We start from the raw sequence: 19,159 nt of genomic DNA on the forward strand, positions 1-19,159 counted from the left end.
ACGTTTTTGAGCGCTCTATCTAGCTTTCTCCGCTTTCTATCCACGTTTTTGGGCGCTCTATCCAGCTTTCTCCGCTTTCTATCCACGTTTTTGAGCGCTCTATCCAGCTTTCTCCGTTTTCTATCCACGTTTTTGGGCGCTCTATCTAGCTTTCTCGCCTTTCTATCCACAGCTCAAAGCGCTCTATCCATCTTTAATCCAATATTTTCTATGTCTTTTTTTCCCATCAGCATTCAAAGGTAATTTCTGCAATAGTCTATACGCTAGATCGGGTGAATCTATTGCGAAAAAATCACAAAAGCTTTTATTCGTTAACGAATCGCCCACTAATAACTTGTAATCATCAAGCGTTCTGAGAATAGCATCCTGATCTACTAATCCGCAGCGTTGACAAGTCCATTTTTTATTGGAATAGCTCATTTGCTGTCCATTTGAACAACGTACACATAACACACCTTTTAGAAGATCCTGTACAGGAACGGTTATTTCTCTTTTAATTGGCATATGCCTGGTTAATAAATTAGTAGCAAAAAGAGAGAGATCATCAGCTTCTAATATCATCTCATTATGCTGTTTAAGACATTTTCTTACATAGTAACGTAATCCTGAAACATGAAAAATTGGTTGTCCTTTTAAACTTTCTGATAAAATAGCATTTTTCGTTGCCAAAACGACTGCATAATGAACAGGAATCTTAACTTTGTAATGCTGTAATATCCCCTTTATCCAGTCGGCGTGTCGTCTAACTTGATGAAAAGGATCAATCATTCCCTCAACATCACCTTCTGCAGTAGTCCTTGTAAATTGAGTAAATGACTCATCGAATTCAAGGAAGCCTGTTATATTTTTTATCTCTAGGATTAATATAAAATGAGGACACACTAATATAGTGTCTATTTGATGTGTAGTCCCGAAGTGATTGACTATTTGTAAATCATGAAGGAAATAATGTGGGTTGGGCAAATTAATTTCTAGCCATTCTGCATCTACTCGCTTTTCTCCAGCAAAGCCAGCTTGTATACGCATTAACCTATTAAAATAATTCATGTAGTCTACATGTGTACTAGGCAACCTTCTTACCAAAGCTTCTAGCATTTTTTGCATTTGTGATTGCTGTCGTGCTAATAAAATCATTGTCTCTCCCCTCCTGTATTTATTATATAAATAATTACATGTATAAACAGAGGTTCCAAAAAACTTGAAATACAAGATGTGAAAATTAAATTTATAGCCCAATTTTATAGATAAAAAGAATGGAAAAATCGCCTTGTTCTTGCATCGACTACTACTTTTCTGCCTCATATCTCCACTTTGACGACGCAACTATCCATCAATCTTGGCTTTCTATCCACGTTTTTGAGCTCTCTATCCTTCATTCTCTTCTTTCTATCCACGTTTTTGAGCTCTCTATCCACCATTCTCTCCTTTCTATCCACGACTTTGAGCTCTCCATCCATCATTCTCAACTTTCTATCCACGACTTGCTGCAGCACCTTCTATCCACATCTTTGAATTCGCAGAACTACGTTTGTTCAAAAAAAAACAACCGAACAGCCTAAGCCATTCAGTCGTTTTTTCGTAGTAAATATAAAAAATATGGGGCGCCGATACAGGCTACAACAATACCTGCTGGCACGGTCGCACTCGAAATAGCTACGCGGCCAATTGTATCTGCAAGCATTAGTAAGCTGGCACCAATTAATAATGTGAGTGGTAAAAAGAACTGGTAGCGCGGTCCGACGAGCTGCTTTGCAATATGGGGAGCCATCAGACCGATAAAGGCAATGCCTCCTGTGATCGATACAGCTGCCGCAGCTAATGCGACAGAGACTACTAATAATTGCAAACGCTCTCGTTCGATGTTTAATCCTAAGCCAACCGCTGTTGGTTCAGTCATTGCCAGCACATTTAACACATTTGCTTTATACAAAATAAATGGTATGCCTAGCACAAGCCAAGGCAATAAAGCCCAGAAAAATGGCCAGTCTGTTCCCCAAACATTCCCCGCAAGCCATTGTGCGATAAATTGCACATCACTACGCTCAGCAGAGGAAATTAATATCATCATTACACCTGCTAAGGCAGATGCTACACCTACCCCGACTAAAATAAGTTGGATCGGCTGTACACCCACATTACGCTTATATGAAAAAAAGTAAATGAGGAGTGCCGTTAATAAAGCGCTGGCAAATCCGACAAGTGGTAACACATACGCGAAATGAGGTAAATCACCATCAACAAGGATATAAAATAGCGTAATTCCTATACCTGCTCCAGCATTAATCCCAATAATACCCGGGTCCGCTAGATCATTACGTGTTACCCCTTGCAAAACGGCACCAGCTAATGCTAACGCCATCCCTGCTGCTGCTAGCACAAATAATCTTGGCAAGCGAACAGAAAACAGTACGAATGATTCTTTGAAGCTGCCGTCTCCAAGTAAAATCGGTATTATGCGATCAATCGAAACTGAAGCTGCTCCCATTGAAATACCCATTACAAAAATAGCTATTGTTAATAGCATCCAAACCATGAGCCATCTACGTTGTTTTTTTCGTCCGATTTTAAACAATTTGACGACCTCCCTTTCGAACAAGAAGTAAGAAGAACGGAAGGCCGATAATTGAAATAATTGCAATTACCGGTGTTTCATATGGGGCATTAACCATTCTACCTGCAAAATCTGCAGTGACCATTAACCATCCACCGATAATAGCGCTCATCGGTAGGACAAATCGATAGTCTGTTCCAACAATTGCTCGGACAATATGTGGTACCATTAACCCCACAAATGCTAAATTGCCTACTAGCGCAACTGCGGAGCCTGCAAGAATAACAACGACAAACATCATAATTCCTTTAATGGCTGTTGTTTTTTGTCCTAATCCGACAGCTACTTCTTCATTTAAACTTAAAATGGTTAGCTGACGACTAAACACAAAAGCTACCCCTAATCCTATTACAATAACAGGAACAATTATTAATGCTTGCCATGTAGTGCCAATTAAACCACCACTCGTCCACATCGAAACATCTTTTGAAATTTTAAATAATATTCCCGTTCCATCTGCTATTGCTTGTAATAGAGCGGATACGGCTGCCCCAGCTAAGACTAACTTTAATGGAGAAAAGCCATTCTTCGTTGAAGCGCCAATACCATAGACAACAATCATCCCTACACCCGCACCTATGAAACATGCAAAAATAAACATATAGTACGAGGTATTTGGAATAAACGCCATCGTCAATGCTAGTGCCGCATTCGCACCTGCTGTTAGACCAAGGAGACCTGGATCTGCTAATGGATTTCTAGTAACTCCTTGCATAATAGCCCCAGCAACTGCAAGTGCACTACCTACAAAAATAGCAGCAATAATACGAGGAAATCGAATTTCACGTAATACAGAGTAGTGCTTGCCACCGTCTTGTCCGACAATCGCTTGATAAACATCTTGAATACTCGTATTAGCCGCGCCTATACAAAGCGAGATCGTAACTGTTACTGCTAATAAGATCAGTGCAAGCAATACTTGAAGCCAAAACGGGAAATTTCGAAACTTTATCATTTGCCTTCGCTACTCTCTACTGAAATTATTGTAAAAATTTCTTTTCAAAGAAATCTAGTTGATATTCTAAAGTTTTTGGATCATTAAAGTAAAATTCGTTGCCACTCACTTCAAATAAATGACCATTCTTCACCGCTTCTAAATCTTTAAACCACGGAGCATTTTTAATGGCGCTTTCCTCACCTTTAAATGTACTAAAAATTACATAGTCACCTGCATATTCATTTAATACTTCTGTAGAAATTGCAAAATAACCTGGTTTTAAAGCATCTTGTTTTACTTTTCCAGGCATTTTCAAGCCCATTTCTTTATATAAAATTTCTGTTCCTCGACCCCAGTTATCTCCATACACATACATTTGTTTATTATACATTTCTGCGACAGTAACTGTAGCATCTTCACCGATTTTTTCTTTAATTTTTATACCCGTCTCTGCAGCACGTTCTTTAAAATCTTTTACCCAATCAGTTGCTTCTTTTTCTTTGTTCACCACTTTACCGATTTCGATGAATTGCTGTAAATAATCCACTTTACCATAAGTGAACAACACAGTTGGTGCGATTTCTCCTAATTTATCTGCATTTTCAATACCATTTAAACCAATAATTAAATCTGGCTCAAGCTCGATAATTTTTTCGATATCCGTATTCTCAACAACTACTGCATCTTTAATACCATCTTTGAAGTTTGGATTATCTGCAGCCCATGAATCAATACCGACAACATTAACGTCAAGCTGTAGTAAATGCCCAACAAATGAAGATAATACAACTACACGTTTAGGATTTGCTGGTACTTCAACAGGGCCAGCTTCTGATTGATACGTAATCATTTCTGCAGATGCCTTATCTTTAGAGCCCTCATCCGTCTTCTCTTCTTTATTGCCGCACGCTGCAAGCACTAGTACGACCATCATAAACATTGGTAATAACCACTTTTTCATAAATCTATCTCCTTTTACACTGTTTGTAGTAAGTTATATGTAATGCACATTGGTTTATCAGTTCGAGGATCCTTACCAATGACTGCATCAATATTAAACACTTTTTCTAATACTTCAGGTACTATAACTTCCTCTGCAGTACCAAACTTCACTAGCTCTCCTTTTGATAGCGCAACAATATAATCTGAAAAGCGTGCTGCCTGATTTAAATCATGTAACACCATGACAATTGTGCGTCCTTCTTCTTCGTTAAGCTTGTTAAGTAATTCTAAAACTTCTAACTGATGGGCCATATCTAAATAAGTTGTTGGCTCATCTAAAAAAATTATATCGGTCTCTTGAGCTAATGCCATCGCGATCCACACCCGTTGACGCTGTCCACCTGATAAGGCATCAACTGTGTTCAGACGAAAGTCATCCGTTTTAGTTACCTTTAAGGCCCAGTCAATCATTTCTTTATCCTTTTGCGATAAATTACCGAAGCCCTTTTGATATGGAAATCGACCGTAGGATACAAGCTCTTCCACTGTTAAACCATGTGCACTTTCCGGACTTTGTGGCAATATAGCCAGTTCTTTCGCTAATTCTTTTGTATTCATCTCGGAAATATTTTGACCATCCAGTATGACTTGTCCACTCTTATGCTTCAATATCCTTGTAATAGCCTTTAAAAGTGTAGATTTACCACACCCATTGGAACCAATGATAGTCGTTATTTTACCGTCTGGAATTTGTAACGATAAATCATGCACAATCGTTTTGTCCTCGTAGCCGATACGAATCGATTCAACTTGTAAACGCACGACGTAACCTCTCTTTCCTTTTTGATCTTTCCATGCTATGATAGCGATTAACCGACAATGATAATCATTATCACTAGAATTAGTCTAGTTTTCTTATTTAGTTTTGTCAAATACTTTTTTATTATTTTTTTAGGATGTGGTGATATAAATGCAACATTTATACGATGTAACAATTATTGGTGGTGGTCCCGCAGGCCTATACAGCGCCTTTTATAGTGGTTTACGAGGATTGAAAACGAAATTAATTGAGAGTCAACAACAGCTTGGTGGTAAAGTTTTACTTTATCCCGAGAAGCTAATTTGGGATATTGGTGGTCATCCCCCTGTATTAGGCGAACAATTTGTGAAACAGTTAATTGCACAGGCAAAAACGTTTCATCCAACCATTGTTACAGGTACAAAAATCGATTTTATCGAGCGCCAAGATGATATTTTTGTTCTTCATACTGCGCAAGGAGATAAACATTATTCTAAAACCGTTCTTTTAGCCGTTGGTGGTGGTATTATTAATCCTCAAAAGCTTTCACTAGAAGGTGCAGAAAAATATGAAATGACTAATTTACACTATACCGTGCAGTCATATCAACGTTTTGTGGACAAGGAGATCATTATTTCGGGAGGCGGAAATGCTGCGATCGACTGGGCAGTTGAACTAAGTCCTATCGCCAAAAACGTAACTGTTGTTTATCGTAAAGATACGTTATCCGCTCATGAGGCAACAATTCAAGAAGCTTTAGATGCTGGCGTAAAGATTGAGTGTAATACGACTATTACAAAATTAACTGCCGATGCCGAGAAAACAGCCATCCAATTAGTGACATGTGAAAATACAAAAACAAAACAAAGCTATACGCGTCAAATTGATGAAGTCATCGTTAGTCATGGCTATAACCGTGAAGCATCATTAGAATTGGAGCAAGCAATTACCATTCCTAAAAAAGATGATTACTATTTTGAAGGGAAAGCAACGGGAGAAACAGCACAGCCTGGAATTTTTGCAGCAGGTGATATATTAGCGTTTGAAGGAAAAATAAATCTCCTTTTAGGGACTTTCCAGGATGCAGCCAATGCCGTGAATTCTATCAAAACATATTTAGAGCCTACTGCCTATCGCCAAGGGGTCGTGTCATCACATAATGAAGTATTTAAAGAGAAAAACCGTTCTATTATCGAAAAACAACTTTCAGCAAAATAAGCATTAAATAAAATAATCAATAACCCCTCTTAAGCGTTTACTCTCTTAAGAGGGGTTTTATATAAGTTCAACTAAAAAAATCATTTTACATTCTATCTTAAGAAATTCATAAAAGCCCCCATTTGTCTTAACATATTAACTCCATATGTTATTGTTCCCGCGTGGCCCATAATTGTATTTAAATGTTGTGGTAATCTTCCAAATCTAGAAGTTTTGGGTTGCTGGTAAGGATTAAAAAAGGGTTGCCCTTGTCTACCTTGCATAGGAGGGCCAAAACCTTGTCTATAGCTTGGTGGAAATGGTCGCATTCTAGAATTAGGCGGATAAAATGGCATTAATTCACCCCCTATCAAATATCTTTTAACTAGTATACGTCTGTATTTTTTTATTGTTTAGACTATCGGAGAAGTTGCTCAAAAATAATATACATATTGAAGTCCATTCATTAGTGAAGGTTCTTGATAACAACTTTGTCTCTTGCTGGAACCATACTATTTTAAATTTCATATTATACAAAAATACGAATAAAGAAGGGATTCCGATTCAAAATTCGAAATATCTAGAATTTCTGTCCAAATTTGGTGTAGGCGGTGCGCACCCTGGTGGTCTTAATTTAACAAAGGAACTATTCAAGGCCGAGAACATTGGTGAAAATCCATATATTTTAGATGTAGGCTGTGGTACAGGCCAAACCGCTGCCTATTTGGCAGAGACGTATGAAGCAAAGGTAACAGGCATCGATATTAATTCTGTCATGGTCGCAAAAGCTAAAAAGAGAATGAAAAAAAATCGCTTACCCGTAAAAATAATGCAATGTTCAATAGAACAAGTACCTTTATCCGATCATACATTTGATTTTATTATTTCTGAATCTGTGCTTTCTTTTGTCAATAAACCTAATGCACTTAAAGAAATCTTTCGTTTATTAAAGAATGGCGGTCGGTTTATTGCCATTGAATTTACTATTCATCAACCGCTTGAAGAGAAAATTGAAAAAGAAATCAAAGAGTTTTATGGATTTGATTCGTGTTCAATGAAAAAGGATTGGGTAGACTTATTTAACCAGGCTGGTTTTAAACATATTCGTATACAAAAAAACAAATCGATTTTCTCAGTACCTGAGCTTAATCACTCAGAGCATATTGAACCTGAACTTTATGAAGTAATGGATAAACATTTTGAAATGATCTTAAAGTATGAAGGGCTATTAGATTATAGAATTTATTCATGTACTAAATAGTAGTATGTCACGTTATTCAAAAAGAAAGCATTAATCGCAACTGCTTTCTACATGAAAAGAGTAGGAAACTCGTATTCAATTTCAAGTCTCCTACTCCAATATTAATTCCTTTGCTTTATCGACTGAAATCAATCCTCCGCGTCTTCTTCCCTTCCCTTAGTTATTCATTTCCAAGTTCTGATTTTTCGTAGCTGCATGAATGCCCTCAATAAAGGTATTGATTAGGATTGAAAAGCTTTTATTGATATCTAGTGGCAACCCGAATCCCCCCATCTGTTCAATCGAAGAGAATCCATGTAGAATACTCCGTAATCCTCTGACTATATGAATCGCAGTTTCTTCTTGTAAATGATAGACATCTAGCACTTGAAGTACTAGTTGTACGACAGACTCTTGGGCTTGCTGTAATTCTTGATCATTCGCATCTGGAAAGCGAGAACTAGCATCATATAACCCCGGATGTTCTCTAACAAGTTGAAGATATGCTTGACTAATTGCACGAATGGCGTCATCACCCGAACGTCCTACTGCAGCTTGTAGCATATATTCATGTAGTTTTTTTACACCTTGAATGGCTAATTTCTGTTTCAATTCATTTAAGCCATCAAGATGGTTATATAAGGACGGTGGCCGTACTTCCAATTTTTCAGCTAATAGTCCAATTGAAAGTTGGTCCAATCCTTGCTCATCAGCTATCTCTGTTGCCTTTTGTAAAATAATAGATACATCCAACTTCATTCGACGGGACATTTTTTTCACTTCCTATTTAGATGATAAAAAAGTTTTTTCTGCTTTAGCAATGGCTATGTTCAATCGCTCCTGTGGTTGCTTTAACATCTTCCCATGCCCTACAGCAAGTAAACTCGGATTCAGATTGCTTAATTTTTTTGCACTTTTTAGAGCTGTCTCTTTATCCCATGTAGCAAGAGCAGGAAACGGAAACAATGGATTCAGCATTCCTGTTACTATTAGCTTTCCTCTTGTTACAAGGGCATCACCTGCTATTAAACTTCTATTACGCGTATCGAAAAGAGAAATGGAACCAGGTGTATGCCCTGGAGTTGCAATCGCTTCTAATGAACCAACACGATCCCCTTCTTCAAGTAATACATCCGGTTTAGTTTTAATATTTTTTGGAAGGCCCCCTCGAATAGGGGTGTTTTTTTCATTTGGTAGCAAGGAACTATTCCCTCCCAATAGAAGTGCCTCTCTAGAAGAAATGTACACTTTACTATGTGGTAATAATTCTTTTAACGTATCTAGCGCTCCAATATGATCATTATGTGCGTGGGTAAGGATTATTCTCGTAATCGGTTTTCCGATATTTTCAGCAGCTTTTATTATACTTTTTGCACTATATGGTAATGCTGCATCGATCAGTGTAAGTTCATTTTCTTCTTCTACGAAATAACAATTAACAGGAAAAATCCTCGGCATAAAGGACAATTGATACACTGTGCCACTATTTTCAACTTTCATTCTACATCAAATCCCCTCTGCGAACTAATCGTATTTCAATTTTAACTAATTATATTAGTTTTCGCAATATTTATTTTATAAATAACATTCTTATTTTCATTACGCTAATTTCGAAAACAATAGACGAATCGATCTGTGTCCCACCTTCCGAGATGGCCTTCCTTTGCTTTTGAGACACCTTAAATGACACCTGTCATAAAGAACCTTTGACTGGTGTGAATATGTTTTTTCCTGTTGTTTTCTTATCATAATTATAAGAAAACACAGAAAGAGTGATTACATGATGAAAGTTCAACAAAGATTACCCTTAATCGATATGTTACGGGGCTTTGCTGTATTAGGGACACTTGGCACTAATATTTGGATTTTTGCTTATCTTGGTGATATTTCGTATATCACAACGAGCAATTATTCAGGTTGGTGGTCATTGAACGATTTTTTACGAATGGTAGTCATATTTTTCGTAAACGGTAAACTTCTTGGTTTATTAACAATCATGTTTGGTGTTGGTTTGGAATTAAAATATCAGCAAGCTTTACGAAAAGGAAATGCTTGGCCAGGAATGTATATTTGGACAATAGTCTTTTTATTTATGGAGGGGCTTATCCACTTCACGTTAGTCATGGAATACGATATTTTAATGAGCTATGCTGTGACAGCCATCATTGTTGTCTTTATTGTTAAATTTGGTGATAAAGCGATTAAACGCGCTTTATACGTTTTTGGTAGTTTCCACGCAGTAATGATTTTGCTAATTTTAGTTAGTTCATTGCTTGGTGCCAACGCTTCCCTTACTGGCGTCGATCCTGTTGTTAGTCTTTATGAAAATGGTACTTGGTTTGAACAAATACAATATCGTTTAACAAATTTTCTTTATTATAGAACGGAAGCTATTTTTATTATCCCGATGAATATCTTTTTATTTTTACTTGGGGTTAAGCTGATGAGAAATGGTGTATTTTTGCAAAATGACAAAGGACGCCAGGCGCGACAAAAGCTATTTAAAATCGGTATTTTTATTGGAGTACCTTTAAACCTTCTAATCTTTATTCCTGGTGGAGTATTTGATTTACCTGTTCGGTATTTATTCGCACCAATCCTATCTATTGGTTATATTGGAATATTAGGTAAAATGTTAGAATATAAGAAGCTTGATTGGTTATGGAAGAGATTCGGTGAGATTGGGAAAATGTCTTTAAGTTGCTATGTCCTTCAAAATACTATGGCATCTATTATTTTCTACGGCTGGGGCTTAGGTTTAGGCGGGAAATTGAATAGCATTGAAGTTATTGGTATTTGGTTAACCCTTTCCCTCTTCCAACTTTTCATTGCACATATTTGTATCAAGCATTTTCATGTTGGACCAATGGAATGGATTCGAAAACATGCCATTCAAAGTGTCACGCAGAAATAATCGACAAAGGTTGGTGTGAAATATAAAGATTTATCCAAGAGATCAGGCGATACATTATCTAATCATTGATGTAGTTTCGTTAATTTTTTTATTCACCAAAGTATTAGGATCGCATTCTCAACTACCATTATTGGCTAAAATAATAATCCTTATGTTATTTTTAGTAGCTTTCTATATTGCTTTATGGAATAAAGATTGGCGTTTACTTTTTGCTTCCTTAATAGGCTTTACTCTTATTATCATACTAGGTATTTATGAAGGATCTGCTATGTTATTTTTTGGATTTATTTTTGCTGATTTAATTGGGCGAGCTAAAAAGAAATGGCATATTGCTTTAGGAATGATTGCCATTGCCTTTATGTTTCTTATCGTTATTTGGTTTGAATCAGGAGCATCTTTTAAATTAGAATCCCAAGCATTAATACCCATTATGATTATTCAGCTACTATTTCCAATGCTAATTTACTACGTAGAAAAATCAAAAAAATTACAATCGGAATTAACAGAAGTAAATACCCAGCTCGTTCAACAAGAAGAAAGACAACGTATTGCAAGGGACCTTCACGATACGATCGGTCATACATTGACAATGATCAAAATTAAAACCGAATTAACTACAAAATTAGTCGATAAAGATACGATGCGTGTGAAAGATGAGTTAAATGATATTTTAGCAACGACACGAACTGCGTTAAAGCAAGTAAGAGAATTAGTTTCCGATATGAATTTTATTTCGTTAGAAAGTGAGCTTATTCATTGTAAACAGCATTTACAAACAGCGGATATCTCAATAAATATCAATAATAACTGTCCAAAGCTTCTCCTAGCGAGTGTAGAAGAAACGATGCTGTCCTTATGTCTGCGGGAAGCAACTACAAATATTATTAAACATAGTCAAGCAAAAAAATGCCAAATCGATATCAATACTATAAATGGAATTTTAAAAATAAACATTGTTGACGATGGTGTCGGCTTACATATCCAAGGGTATGGGAATGGACTTTCATCGATGAAAGAAAGAATGAATGCTCTTTTAGGAACTGCTTCCATAGAGAATTTACCGACAGATGGAACAATTGTGACGTTAACACTGCCTATCCAACACTACAGATTGGAGCAAACTACATGATACGAGTATTACTAGCAGAGGATCAACAAATGTTACGTGGCGCCTTGACTTCCTTGTTGTCGTTTGAGCCTGATATAAAAGTGATCGCAGAAGTTTCAGATGGTCAAAAAGCGTGGGAATTTATTCAACATGAGCTACCAGATGTATGTGTTTTGGACATCGAAATGCCGAATCTTTCTGGGCTTGACCTTGCTGAAAAAATTAAACAGGCAAATTTACCGTGCAAGGTGATGATTGTTACTACCTTCGCACGTCCTGGCTATTTACAAAAAGCTATGGATTGTGGGGTACATGGTTATTTATTAAAAGATGAACCTATAGACTATTTAATCGAAACAATACGAAAAGTCATGAATGATGAAAAGGTCGTCAGCAGAGATTTAGCCGCTACGTTGTTTATGAAAGAACAGAATCCACTAAATGAACGTGAAATTGCTGTTCTGCAGCTTGTCAAAGAAGGACTCACAACAAATGAGATTAGTAAAAAACTATTTTTAACGAAAGGTACTATTCGAAACTATTTATCTACCTCTATTCAGAAACTACAAGTAGAGTCTAGACAACAAGCTACTCAAGTCGCCAGTGATAAAGGGTGGCTTTAAATAAAGAAAAGCGATACTGCATTCCTTTCTAACAGGATACAGTATCGCTTTAGCATGTTAATTAGCTTCTTTTTTATTTTTAGACACCAAATTTATAATTAATTCTACAAGGACGACAGCAATTAAAGAAAGTCCAAATAGTGGCATCAGTATTCCTAAAATGATCATAAAAATGATAAAAGGAATAGATACTTTTTGAGAGATTTTAGGTGGTGCAGATAAAATACCTTGTTTTTTTCGCAGTAGCCATGTTCTGAATCCCCAAGCAATAACTACTAAAAATGCTAGACATACTAGTAAATTGATTAATTTATTTGGCCAACCAAACAAATGACCTTCATGTAAAGGAATACCCCAAGTAAACCATTTAGCAAGAATACCATAGTCTTCATAGCCAACCTTGTCTATAAATTCCCCGCTATATTGATCAAAATACATTGTCGTTTCATCATCTGGGCTAACATCAAGACCTGTGACACCTGTATTACTAGATTTAGCAACTGTATAGACACCGTCTTCGCTAGTAGGATAAATAATAGCATATGGTTTTGAGATATTCATTGCGTCAATTTCTTGTTGTAGCTTTTCCACAGTAAGTTGGTTAGGGTTAGCAACAAAGCCTGTATTTCCTCCCCCGTGATGGGCTGCATGTGCCGAGTCTGACGTTGGAGGAGTTTCTTGGCGAGTAGCCCAAGGAATCTCACTTACATCAGATGTAGGTGGCTGCTGTTGCAATAATGGCGTTCCGAAAGAAGGATAATCTTGTGAAGCTTGGTAAATGTATTTCCCCATAAACGCAGACCATGGTAAGCCTGTGAAAATAATAACTAGCATTGGAATCGTAATAATTGTCCCAAGAAGGGCATGGAATTTTCTACTCTTTTGACGTTTGTTTGTTTGCTTTGTTTTCTTTAATAATTTTCCTTTAAACGTCATGTAAATGCCTGAAAGCATTAAAAAGATAGCCCAGCACGCAGCTAATTCAACTAAATAATTGACAAACGTTCCCCCAATAAATAAGGAGCTATGGATATTTCTAATAATATTCCCAAATGTGTAGCCAGCATCTTGACCACCAATAATTTGATTATGATCATCTAAAAACACATATTTTTCTTTGCCATCTGCATTTTTCATCGATAAACGTGTATTGTATGGCTCTTCTAACTCAATAATTTTATTTGTTTTATAGCCAGCATATGATTCTTCTGCAAGTTTAACAGCATCATCAATAGATTGTACCTCGGTTTTTCCACTTTCACCAAAAAAGTATTTATCATATAACTGATTTTCAACATCAGTATAAAATAAATAGCCTATACCACTTAATGTTAGCGAAATAAGCAGTGGCGTAATAAATAATGCGGCATAAAAGTGCGTTCGCCAAAAGCTCTGATAAAATGTGTTTTTCATGTTGTATTCTCCAATCTAAAAATAATCAATTTCGCCTTGGCGTAATTGCGGTCCGGATTTTGAATTGTGCATGCACAATTCAAAATCCGTGGCATCCGCCGGAGGCATTATCTTCATTCAGTAGATGCTTGGGCATCAACAAAAAAAAGATCCACATCTGCATTCATCCACACCTACAAAGATGGAAGTCGTCATAAAAACATTTACTGAATGAAGATAAGCACAAAATTATTATATAGGTAAAAAGTGAAATATAAATGAAGTACTAGAGATTATTTTATGACAATTATATGTATTCCTATTAATATAATCAGTTTATAAGAAATAAAAAGTAGCCAAACGCAATCATTTCAGGTTTGGCTACTCTGCTTTTCTATAAGGTCATCTAAGTTTTTTGACTTATAATTACGGCATTATCACCAATAACACCTCGTGCAAGTAAATGGATAAATTCAGGGAATATATTAACTTAGTTTCACTTTATCCCATTAGTTCTTTCATTACATTTTTATATGCTGTTAAAATATCATTTTTATGAACAGCATCCTGCCCTACATACTCGTCAACTAGCTCCCCTAATGTTTGAGAAGTACTTGAATACTGCTTTTCCATGATTTCAAATTTTAACAGACTTTCATAATACTCGATTACTTGTGGATTCATGTGTAACACTCCTTCATTTTTAGCATAAAAAAACATCTTTCCCTCTACAGAAAGATGTCTACTATGACAAATACACGACATAATACGGTGATTGCCACGGTGAAAAAGGCTTTCTATTAGCAATAGAAGCTACCTGTTCAGCAATCATCGTACTATGAGCATGCAGGAGAAGTTCTCTAGTCACACTCAACACCCCCTATCCTCGTAGGTTTTTTGGTTGTACTAGATAAAGGCAGGTCTCCTGGCTTATGTTCATCACACTTTTCACCTTCCCATTACAAGTTGTAACAGTGGTCTTTTGAAACGTGCTCCCATTTACAGTTGCGGGACAGCGTCGGATTTGCACCGATCTTCCCTTTTAAACAAATCAAAATATGATTTGTACCTCTATCTTATTATTCCGTTTTTATTATTATACCATAGTGGTTTGTGTACATTGACACCTTTATATCAGTAGTAAACACAATGCTTATCATTCATTAGATTTTATTGTCAAGTTGGCACTACATAAAGTCAAATTAAAATAAGACCACCCATTCACGGAGTGGTTTTGTTATTTGTTATTTGTTATTTGTTATTTGTTATTCAATTAAAGTGCCTGTTACTTGACGATTTCTATGTATAAGCAATTCTGCAACGATTAAATTCGGCAACCAACAAAGCCAAGCTATAATAGCGTAACTGAGATTAAAATTTTCAAATCCAAATAGTACAGTAAACAAAACTAGCCAAATTCTTAATGTTACAGCTGCAAAAGTTAAGGAATAATTTCTTATCATCCACTTTTGATGTTCATAAATTTTTCTATGTTTAATTTTTGATAGCGCTTGAGATGCTGTTATCATCCAGAATATAGATAGGAAACCAAAACCCAACTGTGACACAAAGCCACCTGTAGCATAAAATGCTAAATATAGCCCTGAAACACCGCCGGATAAAATACCTATCATATATATTTTCCCTAACATTCGATGCCGATTTATATTTTTTTCTCTAAACTTCGAGAATAATGTAAAGGGACCTATTACTAACGCTGTTACACTGAATACAATATGTATATAAAGCATAATGTACCAAAACGAATTCAATGTAGAAATAAACATAAGTTTCAATTTAACAAACCCTGCCTGATGTGCATCCATAATTAAATATTGAACAATGGAATACCCAGATATTAGAATAGCTAAACTACTAAATATAAGCCAAGTTTTTTTATTCATTTTTCTGTCTCCTAGTATTTAATTTTCATAAATAATATCCCCGTTACTAATATTAGTTCTTCCTCCCTTCTTTTAATTGAATTATCAAAGAACCCTCTTTCCTCTGTTCATATTGTAATATTAAATTTTATAAGATTTCTCTTTACATAGTAAGTGGTAATAAAATGGATATAAGAGGTCTTATACTATAAATAACATCTTAATTATTTTTATTTTTCATTTCAGTATCCTTATTTAATGAGTGTGCTATTTGTAAAAGTGGTCTTTTTCTTATCTCCGCACAATACACACTCTTATACGAGACTCTATTACGGGGTTCTTCTTATCAACAGTTATATTAACAGTTGTGGAAGGTTTTTTAATTGATTGTTCTATAAAGTCATACATAGTCATTTGTTTTTGTTCTTTCATATCTTATATTCCCCTCTCTACCATTCCAGCCAATTGTCTAAGTTTGGTCTGCTGTTTATTTGTGTACGATCATCACGTTCTTCTAGCCAGTTATAAAACGGTACTGGACGTTCTCTATTTGGTGTTTCTTCTATATATGATGATTTACTAGACTTAATACTTAACCGCTCTACAGCCTTACCATATGCCCCTACGAATACGGCTCTTAATGTACTAGCAACCGTCAGTACACCTTCTTTAATATCCATAGCAATTTTGAATAGAACGTTCTTAGCTTTAATGAAGTCAGTTGCACTTTGAACCTGAGCAGCTAATACACATTTATGTAATTCGTCTTTTAAGTTATTTGCTAATGGTAGTGAATGCATGAAATCAAATAGCATTACCTGGTACTCATTCATGTATTCTTTTTTCTTTTCAGCTTGCAAAGCTAATTCATTTTCTAGATTCATAATATTATTTGCTTGTTTAGAACTTAAAAGATTAAAAGAACTAGATGGTTGGTTTTCAAATTGTGGATGGCAAACAGCTTCATTACTAGCTTCATCGACTGTCTCTCGTTGGGACACGCTCGATGGGACATAAGGTAAAATACGATAAATACTAGCACCTTTTATGCCGTTTAATTTTGTTCCTGGCACTTTCTCAATAATTCCCAACTCGGCTAATTTCTTAATCGAACGATAAACTGTCTTTGTGCTAATTTCTAATGATGTAGCTATGGTACTCGCTTTTAAGTGACACACTCCTGTATGTTCCAATGAATGAGAAGCAAGTTTGAAAACAATTGCTCGTTCTGATTCTGTTAAGTCATAATAGTGAACCACCATATGGTCCTCCACACTCTTATCCATATCTTTTACTGAGTCGAATGTTATGTATTGTGCTAGATATTCGAATGCCATTTGTTTCTCACCTCATCTGCAATTTACTTAAAAGAAATCAGAATTTAAAAAAATATAAATGCACACTTATTATTTCGATTAAGTAAATCATAATTTCGTTTAAGTAAAATGTCAACATTTAATTTCTTTTAAGTAAATTATGGTTTATAATAAAATTAACATCATAATATGAGAGTTGGTGAATAATGGGCGCTGAATTAAAATCTAACCTTGGAGAGCTATTGAAAAAACGTGGCTGGGATCAAAAGAAACTTGTGGAGATAACAGGTTTAAATCCTCGTACCATAAGTGAATTAGTTAATGATAAAACTATTCGTATTAATAAGAACGCACTAGAAAAAATAGCTGATGCCCTAAATATTGAAGATATCTCCGAAATCATTCAATTTACGAAAACAGATAACTAATCACAGTTGTCTGTTTTTTTGTATGTACTTTTCCCTAAAAATTTCCCAGAATGATAATATAGAGGGAGGATTTTAAAATGAAAAAACTAATTTTTGCTGGAGCATTATCAGCACTTTTACTCGCTGCATGTGGAGAGGAAGAAAAAACTGCTCCTAAAGAAGAAACACCTGCTGCTGAAGAAAAAGATGCTGCGGATAAAGTTGCCGAAACTAAAGGAGAAAAATTAAATAAAAAATTGAAAGCTGAAGCGATTAAATTAGATTTTGTTAAAGCTAATGGTGATGAAGTTAAGCAATATTCAAAGGTAACTATCAGTGGAAAAGTTACTAATATCACCGAAGAAGGTGTTGGTGGAACATTTACTGTGACTACTACAGAAGATGGTGGCTATGGTATGTTTTCGGTGAAAAATTTTACTTTAATAGATGTTACTAAGGATTCTGAAGTAACTGTTTACGGAACGTTTGAAGGAAAAGATGATTTAGGTGCCCCTTTAATTCATGCTACTATTATAGAATAATTATTATAAGTCACTCCAATGAGTGGCTTTTTATTATTAAAAATAAACGATTTTCATTATGGTAAATAAGTCTCATATTGGTTATAATTGTCTTTAAAGGTTATTTAAAGAAATTGCCTATAAATACTTTAAAGGAGGATACATAAGTGAGTAAGATATTTAAAAATAGTTTTATTTATCTAGCATTATCACTACTAGTACTAATTAGCTATAACGTTGAAAATGCACATGCTGAAGATGGCTATTCAGAAAATCTAATCCCTAAAATGACATCTGATGTATCAGAGTTTGGTAAAGCTTCATCTTCAAGTCAATATTATCCAAGTTGGCTAGCATTTGATGGACAACTAATTTATCCAAACGCTTGGGGAACATCCGCAAAAACAGGGTGGTTAGCCTATGAATTCTCAACCGCAAAAGTAATTAGTAAATATGTAATGCATAATGAAGGAAGGTGGCCTGAAATCTTTCCAAATTCATGGACCTTTGAAGCTTGGGATGGTTCAAATTGGGTAGTATTGGACTCTCAAACCGGCGTCACAGCAAACGATTGGGTAAAGAATCCGAAACAAAGTTTCATATTTGAAAATACTAATTATTATACTAAGTACCGAATAAATGTTACTCTTACAAACAGTACAATTAATCAAGTCAACTTGTCAATTTCCGAACTACAAATGATGGAGAAAACTTCAAGACCATCAGAGCCTGAATCAATTTCATTAGATAGAAATGTATTAGAACTTCTAGAATCTAGTCAAGATAAGCTAGTAGCAATCGTTACTCCAGATTCTGCAAAAGTAATATGGTCTTCTAGTGATGAAAGTATTGCCACTGTAGATCAAGATGGTAATGTAACTGCAGTTCGTGAAGGTGAAGCAATTATTACAGCCAAAATTGAAGGCACTGATATTACAGCCACTAGTACAGTAATTGTTAAGAAACCAAGCAATGAATCTTCAAATGCTATTTTAAGTATTACATTAGTTAACGGTATAACAAAAGAGTATGACGTTACCAATAAAGTATTAAATGACTATTTGAAATGGTTTGATAGTGCACAAGGTACTTCAACATTCAAATTCACTAAAACTATTTCACCTTATAAAAAGGTAACTGAATATATCGTACATGATAAGATTGCTTCATTCGAAGTAAGAGAATATTAATCAAAAATGACCAGGTACTCACTTTCAATTGAGCGCCTGGTCTTTATTTTGGTGACTTAATAATAAATTTTCAACCTGC

Annotated in this window: 21 protein-coding genes and 1 riboswitch; of the genes, 8 read left to right on the top strand and 13 right to left on the bottom strand. The window is 35.5% G+C overall.

From position 1 onward, the window contains the following. Window positions 1–183: 183 nt before the first annotated feature. From AC3WSK_RS24140 to AC3WSK_RS24165, 6 genes are all read right to left on the bottom strand, one after another. Window positions 184–1,134, bottom strand: coding sequence for a nuclease-related domain-containing protein (locus AC3WSK_RS24140; RefSeq protein ID WP_492414778.1), 951 nt, complete (start codon window positions 1,132–1,134; stop codon window positions 184–186). A gap of 164 nt (window positions 1,135–1,298) precedes the next feature. Further along, complete coding sequence (locus AC3WSK_RS24145) at window positions 1,299–1,493, bottom strand: hypothetical protein (RefSeq protein ID WP_492414777.1); 195 nt, start codon at window positions 1,491–1,493, stop codon at window positions 1,299–1,301. A gap of 71 nt (window positions 1,494–1,564) precedes the next feature. Then, entirely contained in the window at window positions 1,565–2,572 is a 1,008-nt protein-coding gene (locus tag AC3WSK_RS24150; RefSeq protein WP_427484870.1) for a FecCD family ABC transporter permease, read from the bottom strand. Then, window positions 2,565–3,566, bottom strand: coding sequence for a FecCD family ABC transporter permease (locus AC3WSK_RS24155; RefSeq protein ID WP_492414776.1), 1,002 nt, complete (start codon window positions 3,564–3,566; stop codon window positions 2,565–2,567). The genes AC3WSK_RS24150 and AC3WSK_RS24155 overlap by 8 nt, the downstream gene beginning before the upstream one ends. Window positions 3,567–3,591: 25 nt before the next feature. Further along, window positions 3,592–4,509: an iron-hydroxamate ABC transporter substrate-binding protein gene (locus AC3WSK_RS24160; protein ID WP_492414775.1), complete on the bottom strand. Its 918-nt coding sequence runs from the start codon at window positions 4,507–4,509 to the stop codon at window positions 3,592–3,594. A 14-nt stretch (window positions 4,510–4,523) separates the two neighbouring features. Beyond that, entirely contained in the window at window positions 4,524–5,312 is a 789-nt protein-coding gene (locus AC3WSK_RS24165) for an ABC transporter ATP-binding protein (RefSeq protein WP_079560181.1), read from the bottom strand. Between the two features lie 148 nt (window positions 5,313–5,460). On the opposite strand from AC3WSK_RS24165, the gene AC3WSK_RS24170 reads away from it, so the two are divergent. Together AC3WSK_RS24170 and AC3WSK_RS24175 are read left to right on the top strand one after the other, a co-directional pair. After that, the gene (locus AC3WSK_RS24170) at window positions 5,461–6,507 is read left to right on the top strand and encodes an NAD(P)/FAD-dependent oxidoreductase (protein ID WP_492414774.1); all 1,047 of its coding nucleotides are present in this window, start codon (window positions 5,461–5,463) and stop codon (window positions 6,505–6,507) included. Window positions 6,508–6,916: 409 nt separating this feature from the next. Beyond that, window positions 6,917–7,747, top strand: a complete 831-nt coding sequence (locus AC3WSK_RS24175) for a class I SAM-dependent methyltransferase (protein ID WP_492414773.1) — start codon at window positions 6,917–6,919, stop codon at window positions 7,745–7,747. 156 nt (window positions 7,748–7,903) lie between these two features. Here AC3WSK_RS24175 and AC3WSK_RS24180 read toward each other — a convergent pair whose 3' ends face one another. Next, entirely contained in the window at window positions 7,904–8,497 is a 594-nt protein-coding gene (locus AC3WSK_RS24180; RefSeq protein WP_079560178.1) for a TetR/AcrR family transcriptional regulator, read from the bottom strand. 12 nt (window positions 8,498–8,509) lie between these two features. Continuing rightward, the gene (locus tag AC3WSK_RS24185; RefSeq protein WP_492414772.1) at window positions 8,510–9,226 is read right to left on the bottom strand and encodes an MBL fold metallo-hydrolase; all 717 of its coding nucleotides are present in this window, start codon (window positions 9,224–9,226) and stop codon (window positions 8,510–8,512) included. A 283-nt stretch (window positions 9,227–9,509) separates the two neighbouring features. Between AC3WSK_RS24185 and AC3WSK_RS24190 the strand changes: the two genes are divergently transcribed. The 3 genes from AC3WSK_RS24190 to AC3WSK_RS24200 all read left to right on the top strand — a co-directional run bounded on the left by AC3WSK_RS24190 (window position 9,510) and on the right by AC3WSK_RS24200 (window position 12,371). Next, complete coding sequence (locus AC3WSK_RS24190) at window positions 9,510–10,640, top strand: DUF418 domain-containing protein (protein WP_492414794.1); 1,131 nt, start codon at window positions 9,510–9,512, stop codon at window positions 10,638–10,640. A 151-nt stretch (window positions 10,641–10,791) separates the two neighbouring features. Next, window positions 10,792–11,769 (top strand): sensor histidine kinase, encoded by a 978-nt coding sequence (locus AC3WSK_RS24195; RefSeq protein ID WP_240518202.1) that lies wholly within the window; start codon window positions 10,792–10,794, stop codon window positions 11,767–11,769. Next, complete coding sequence (locus tag AC3WSK_RS24200) at window positions 11,766–12,371, top strand: response regulator transcription factor (RefSeq protein ID WP_079560176.1); 606 nt, start codon at window positions 11,766–11,768, stop codon at window positions 12,369–12,371. The genes AC3WSK_RS24195 and AC3WSK_RS24200 overlap by 4 nt, the downstream gene beginning before the upstream one ends. 57 nt (window positions 12,372–12,428) lie before the next feature. Here the strand turns inward: AC3WSK_RS24200 and AC3WSK_RS24205 are convergent, their stop codons facing one another. The 5 genes from AC3WSK_RS24205 to AC3WSK_RS24225 form a co-directional block, all read right to left on the bottom strand. Beyond that, window positions 12,429–13,784: a PepSY-associated TM helix domain-containing protein gene (locus AC3WSK_RS24205; RefSeq protein WP_079560175.1), complete on the bottom strand. Its 1,356-nt coding sequence runs from the start codon at window positions 13,782–13,784 to the stop codon at window positions 12,429–12,431. A 480-nt stretch (window positions 13,785–14,264) separates the two neighbouring features. Continuing rightward, entirely contained in the window at window positions 14,265–14,447 is a 183-nt protein-coding gene (locus AC3WSK_RS24210; RefSeq protein WP_079560371.1) for a hypothetical protein, read from the bottom strand. Between the two features lie 61 nt (window positions 14,448–14,508). Then, window positions 14,509–14,631, bottom strand: a complete 123-nt coding sequence (locus AC3WSK_RS24215) for a hypothetical protein (RefSeq protein WP_276207739.1) — start codon at window positions 14,629–14,631, stop codon at window positions 14,509–14,511. A 30-nt stretch (window positions 14,632–14,661) separates the two neighbouring features. Then, window positions 14,662–14,851, bottom strand: a riboswitch (cobalamin riboswitch). 177 nt (window positions 14,852–15,028) lie between these two features. Continuing rightward, window positions 15,029–15,667, bottom strand: a complete 639-nt coding sequence (locus AC3WSK_RS24220) for a DUF2306 domain-containing protein (protein WP_427484878.1) — start codon at window positions 15,665–15,667, stop codon at window positions 15,029–15,031. Between the two features lie 428 nt (window positions 15,668–16,095). Next, complete coding sequence (locus AC3WSK_RS24225) at window positions 16,096–16,983, bottom strand: helix-turn-helix domain-containing protein (RefSeq protein WP_427484879.1); 888 nt, start codon at window positions 16,981–16,983, stop codon at window positions 16,096–16,098. 185 nt (window positions 16,984–17,168) lie between these two features. On the opposite strand from AC3WSK_RS24225, the gene AC3WSK_RS24230 reads away from it, so the two are divergent. The 3 genes from AC3WSK_RS24230 (at window position 17,169) to AC3WSK_RS24240 (ending at window position 19,080) form a co-directional block, all read left to right on the top strand. Next, window positions 17,169–17,390: a helix-turn-helix domain-containing protein gene (locus AC3WSK_RS24230; protein WP_036167099.1), complete on the top strand. Its 222-nt coding sequence runs from the start codon at window positions 17,169–17,171 to the stop codon at window positions 17,388–17,390. A gap of 77 nt (window positions 17,391–17,467) precedes the next feature. Continuing rightward, complete coding sequence (locus tag AC3WSK_RS24235; RefSeq protein ID WP_492414771.1) at window positions 17,468–17,911, top strand: hypothetical protein; 444 nt, start codon at window positions 17,468–17,470, stop codon at window positions 17,909–17,911. 146 nt (window positions 17,912–18,057) lie between these two features. Continuing rightward, on the top strand, window positions 18,058–19,080 hold the full coding sequence (locus AC3WSK_RS24240; protein ID WP_492414770.1) for an Ig-like domain-containing protein: 1,023 nt from the start codon (window positions 18,058–18,060) through the stop codon (window positions 19,078–19,080). Window positions 19,081–19,159: the final 79 nt, after the last annotated feature.

The sequence above is a fragment of the Lysinibacillus sp. EB271-A1-10B genome (assembly GCF_058791335.1).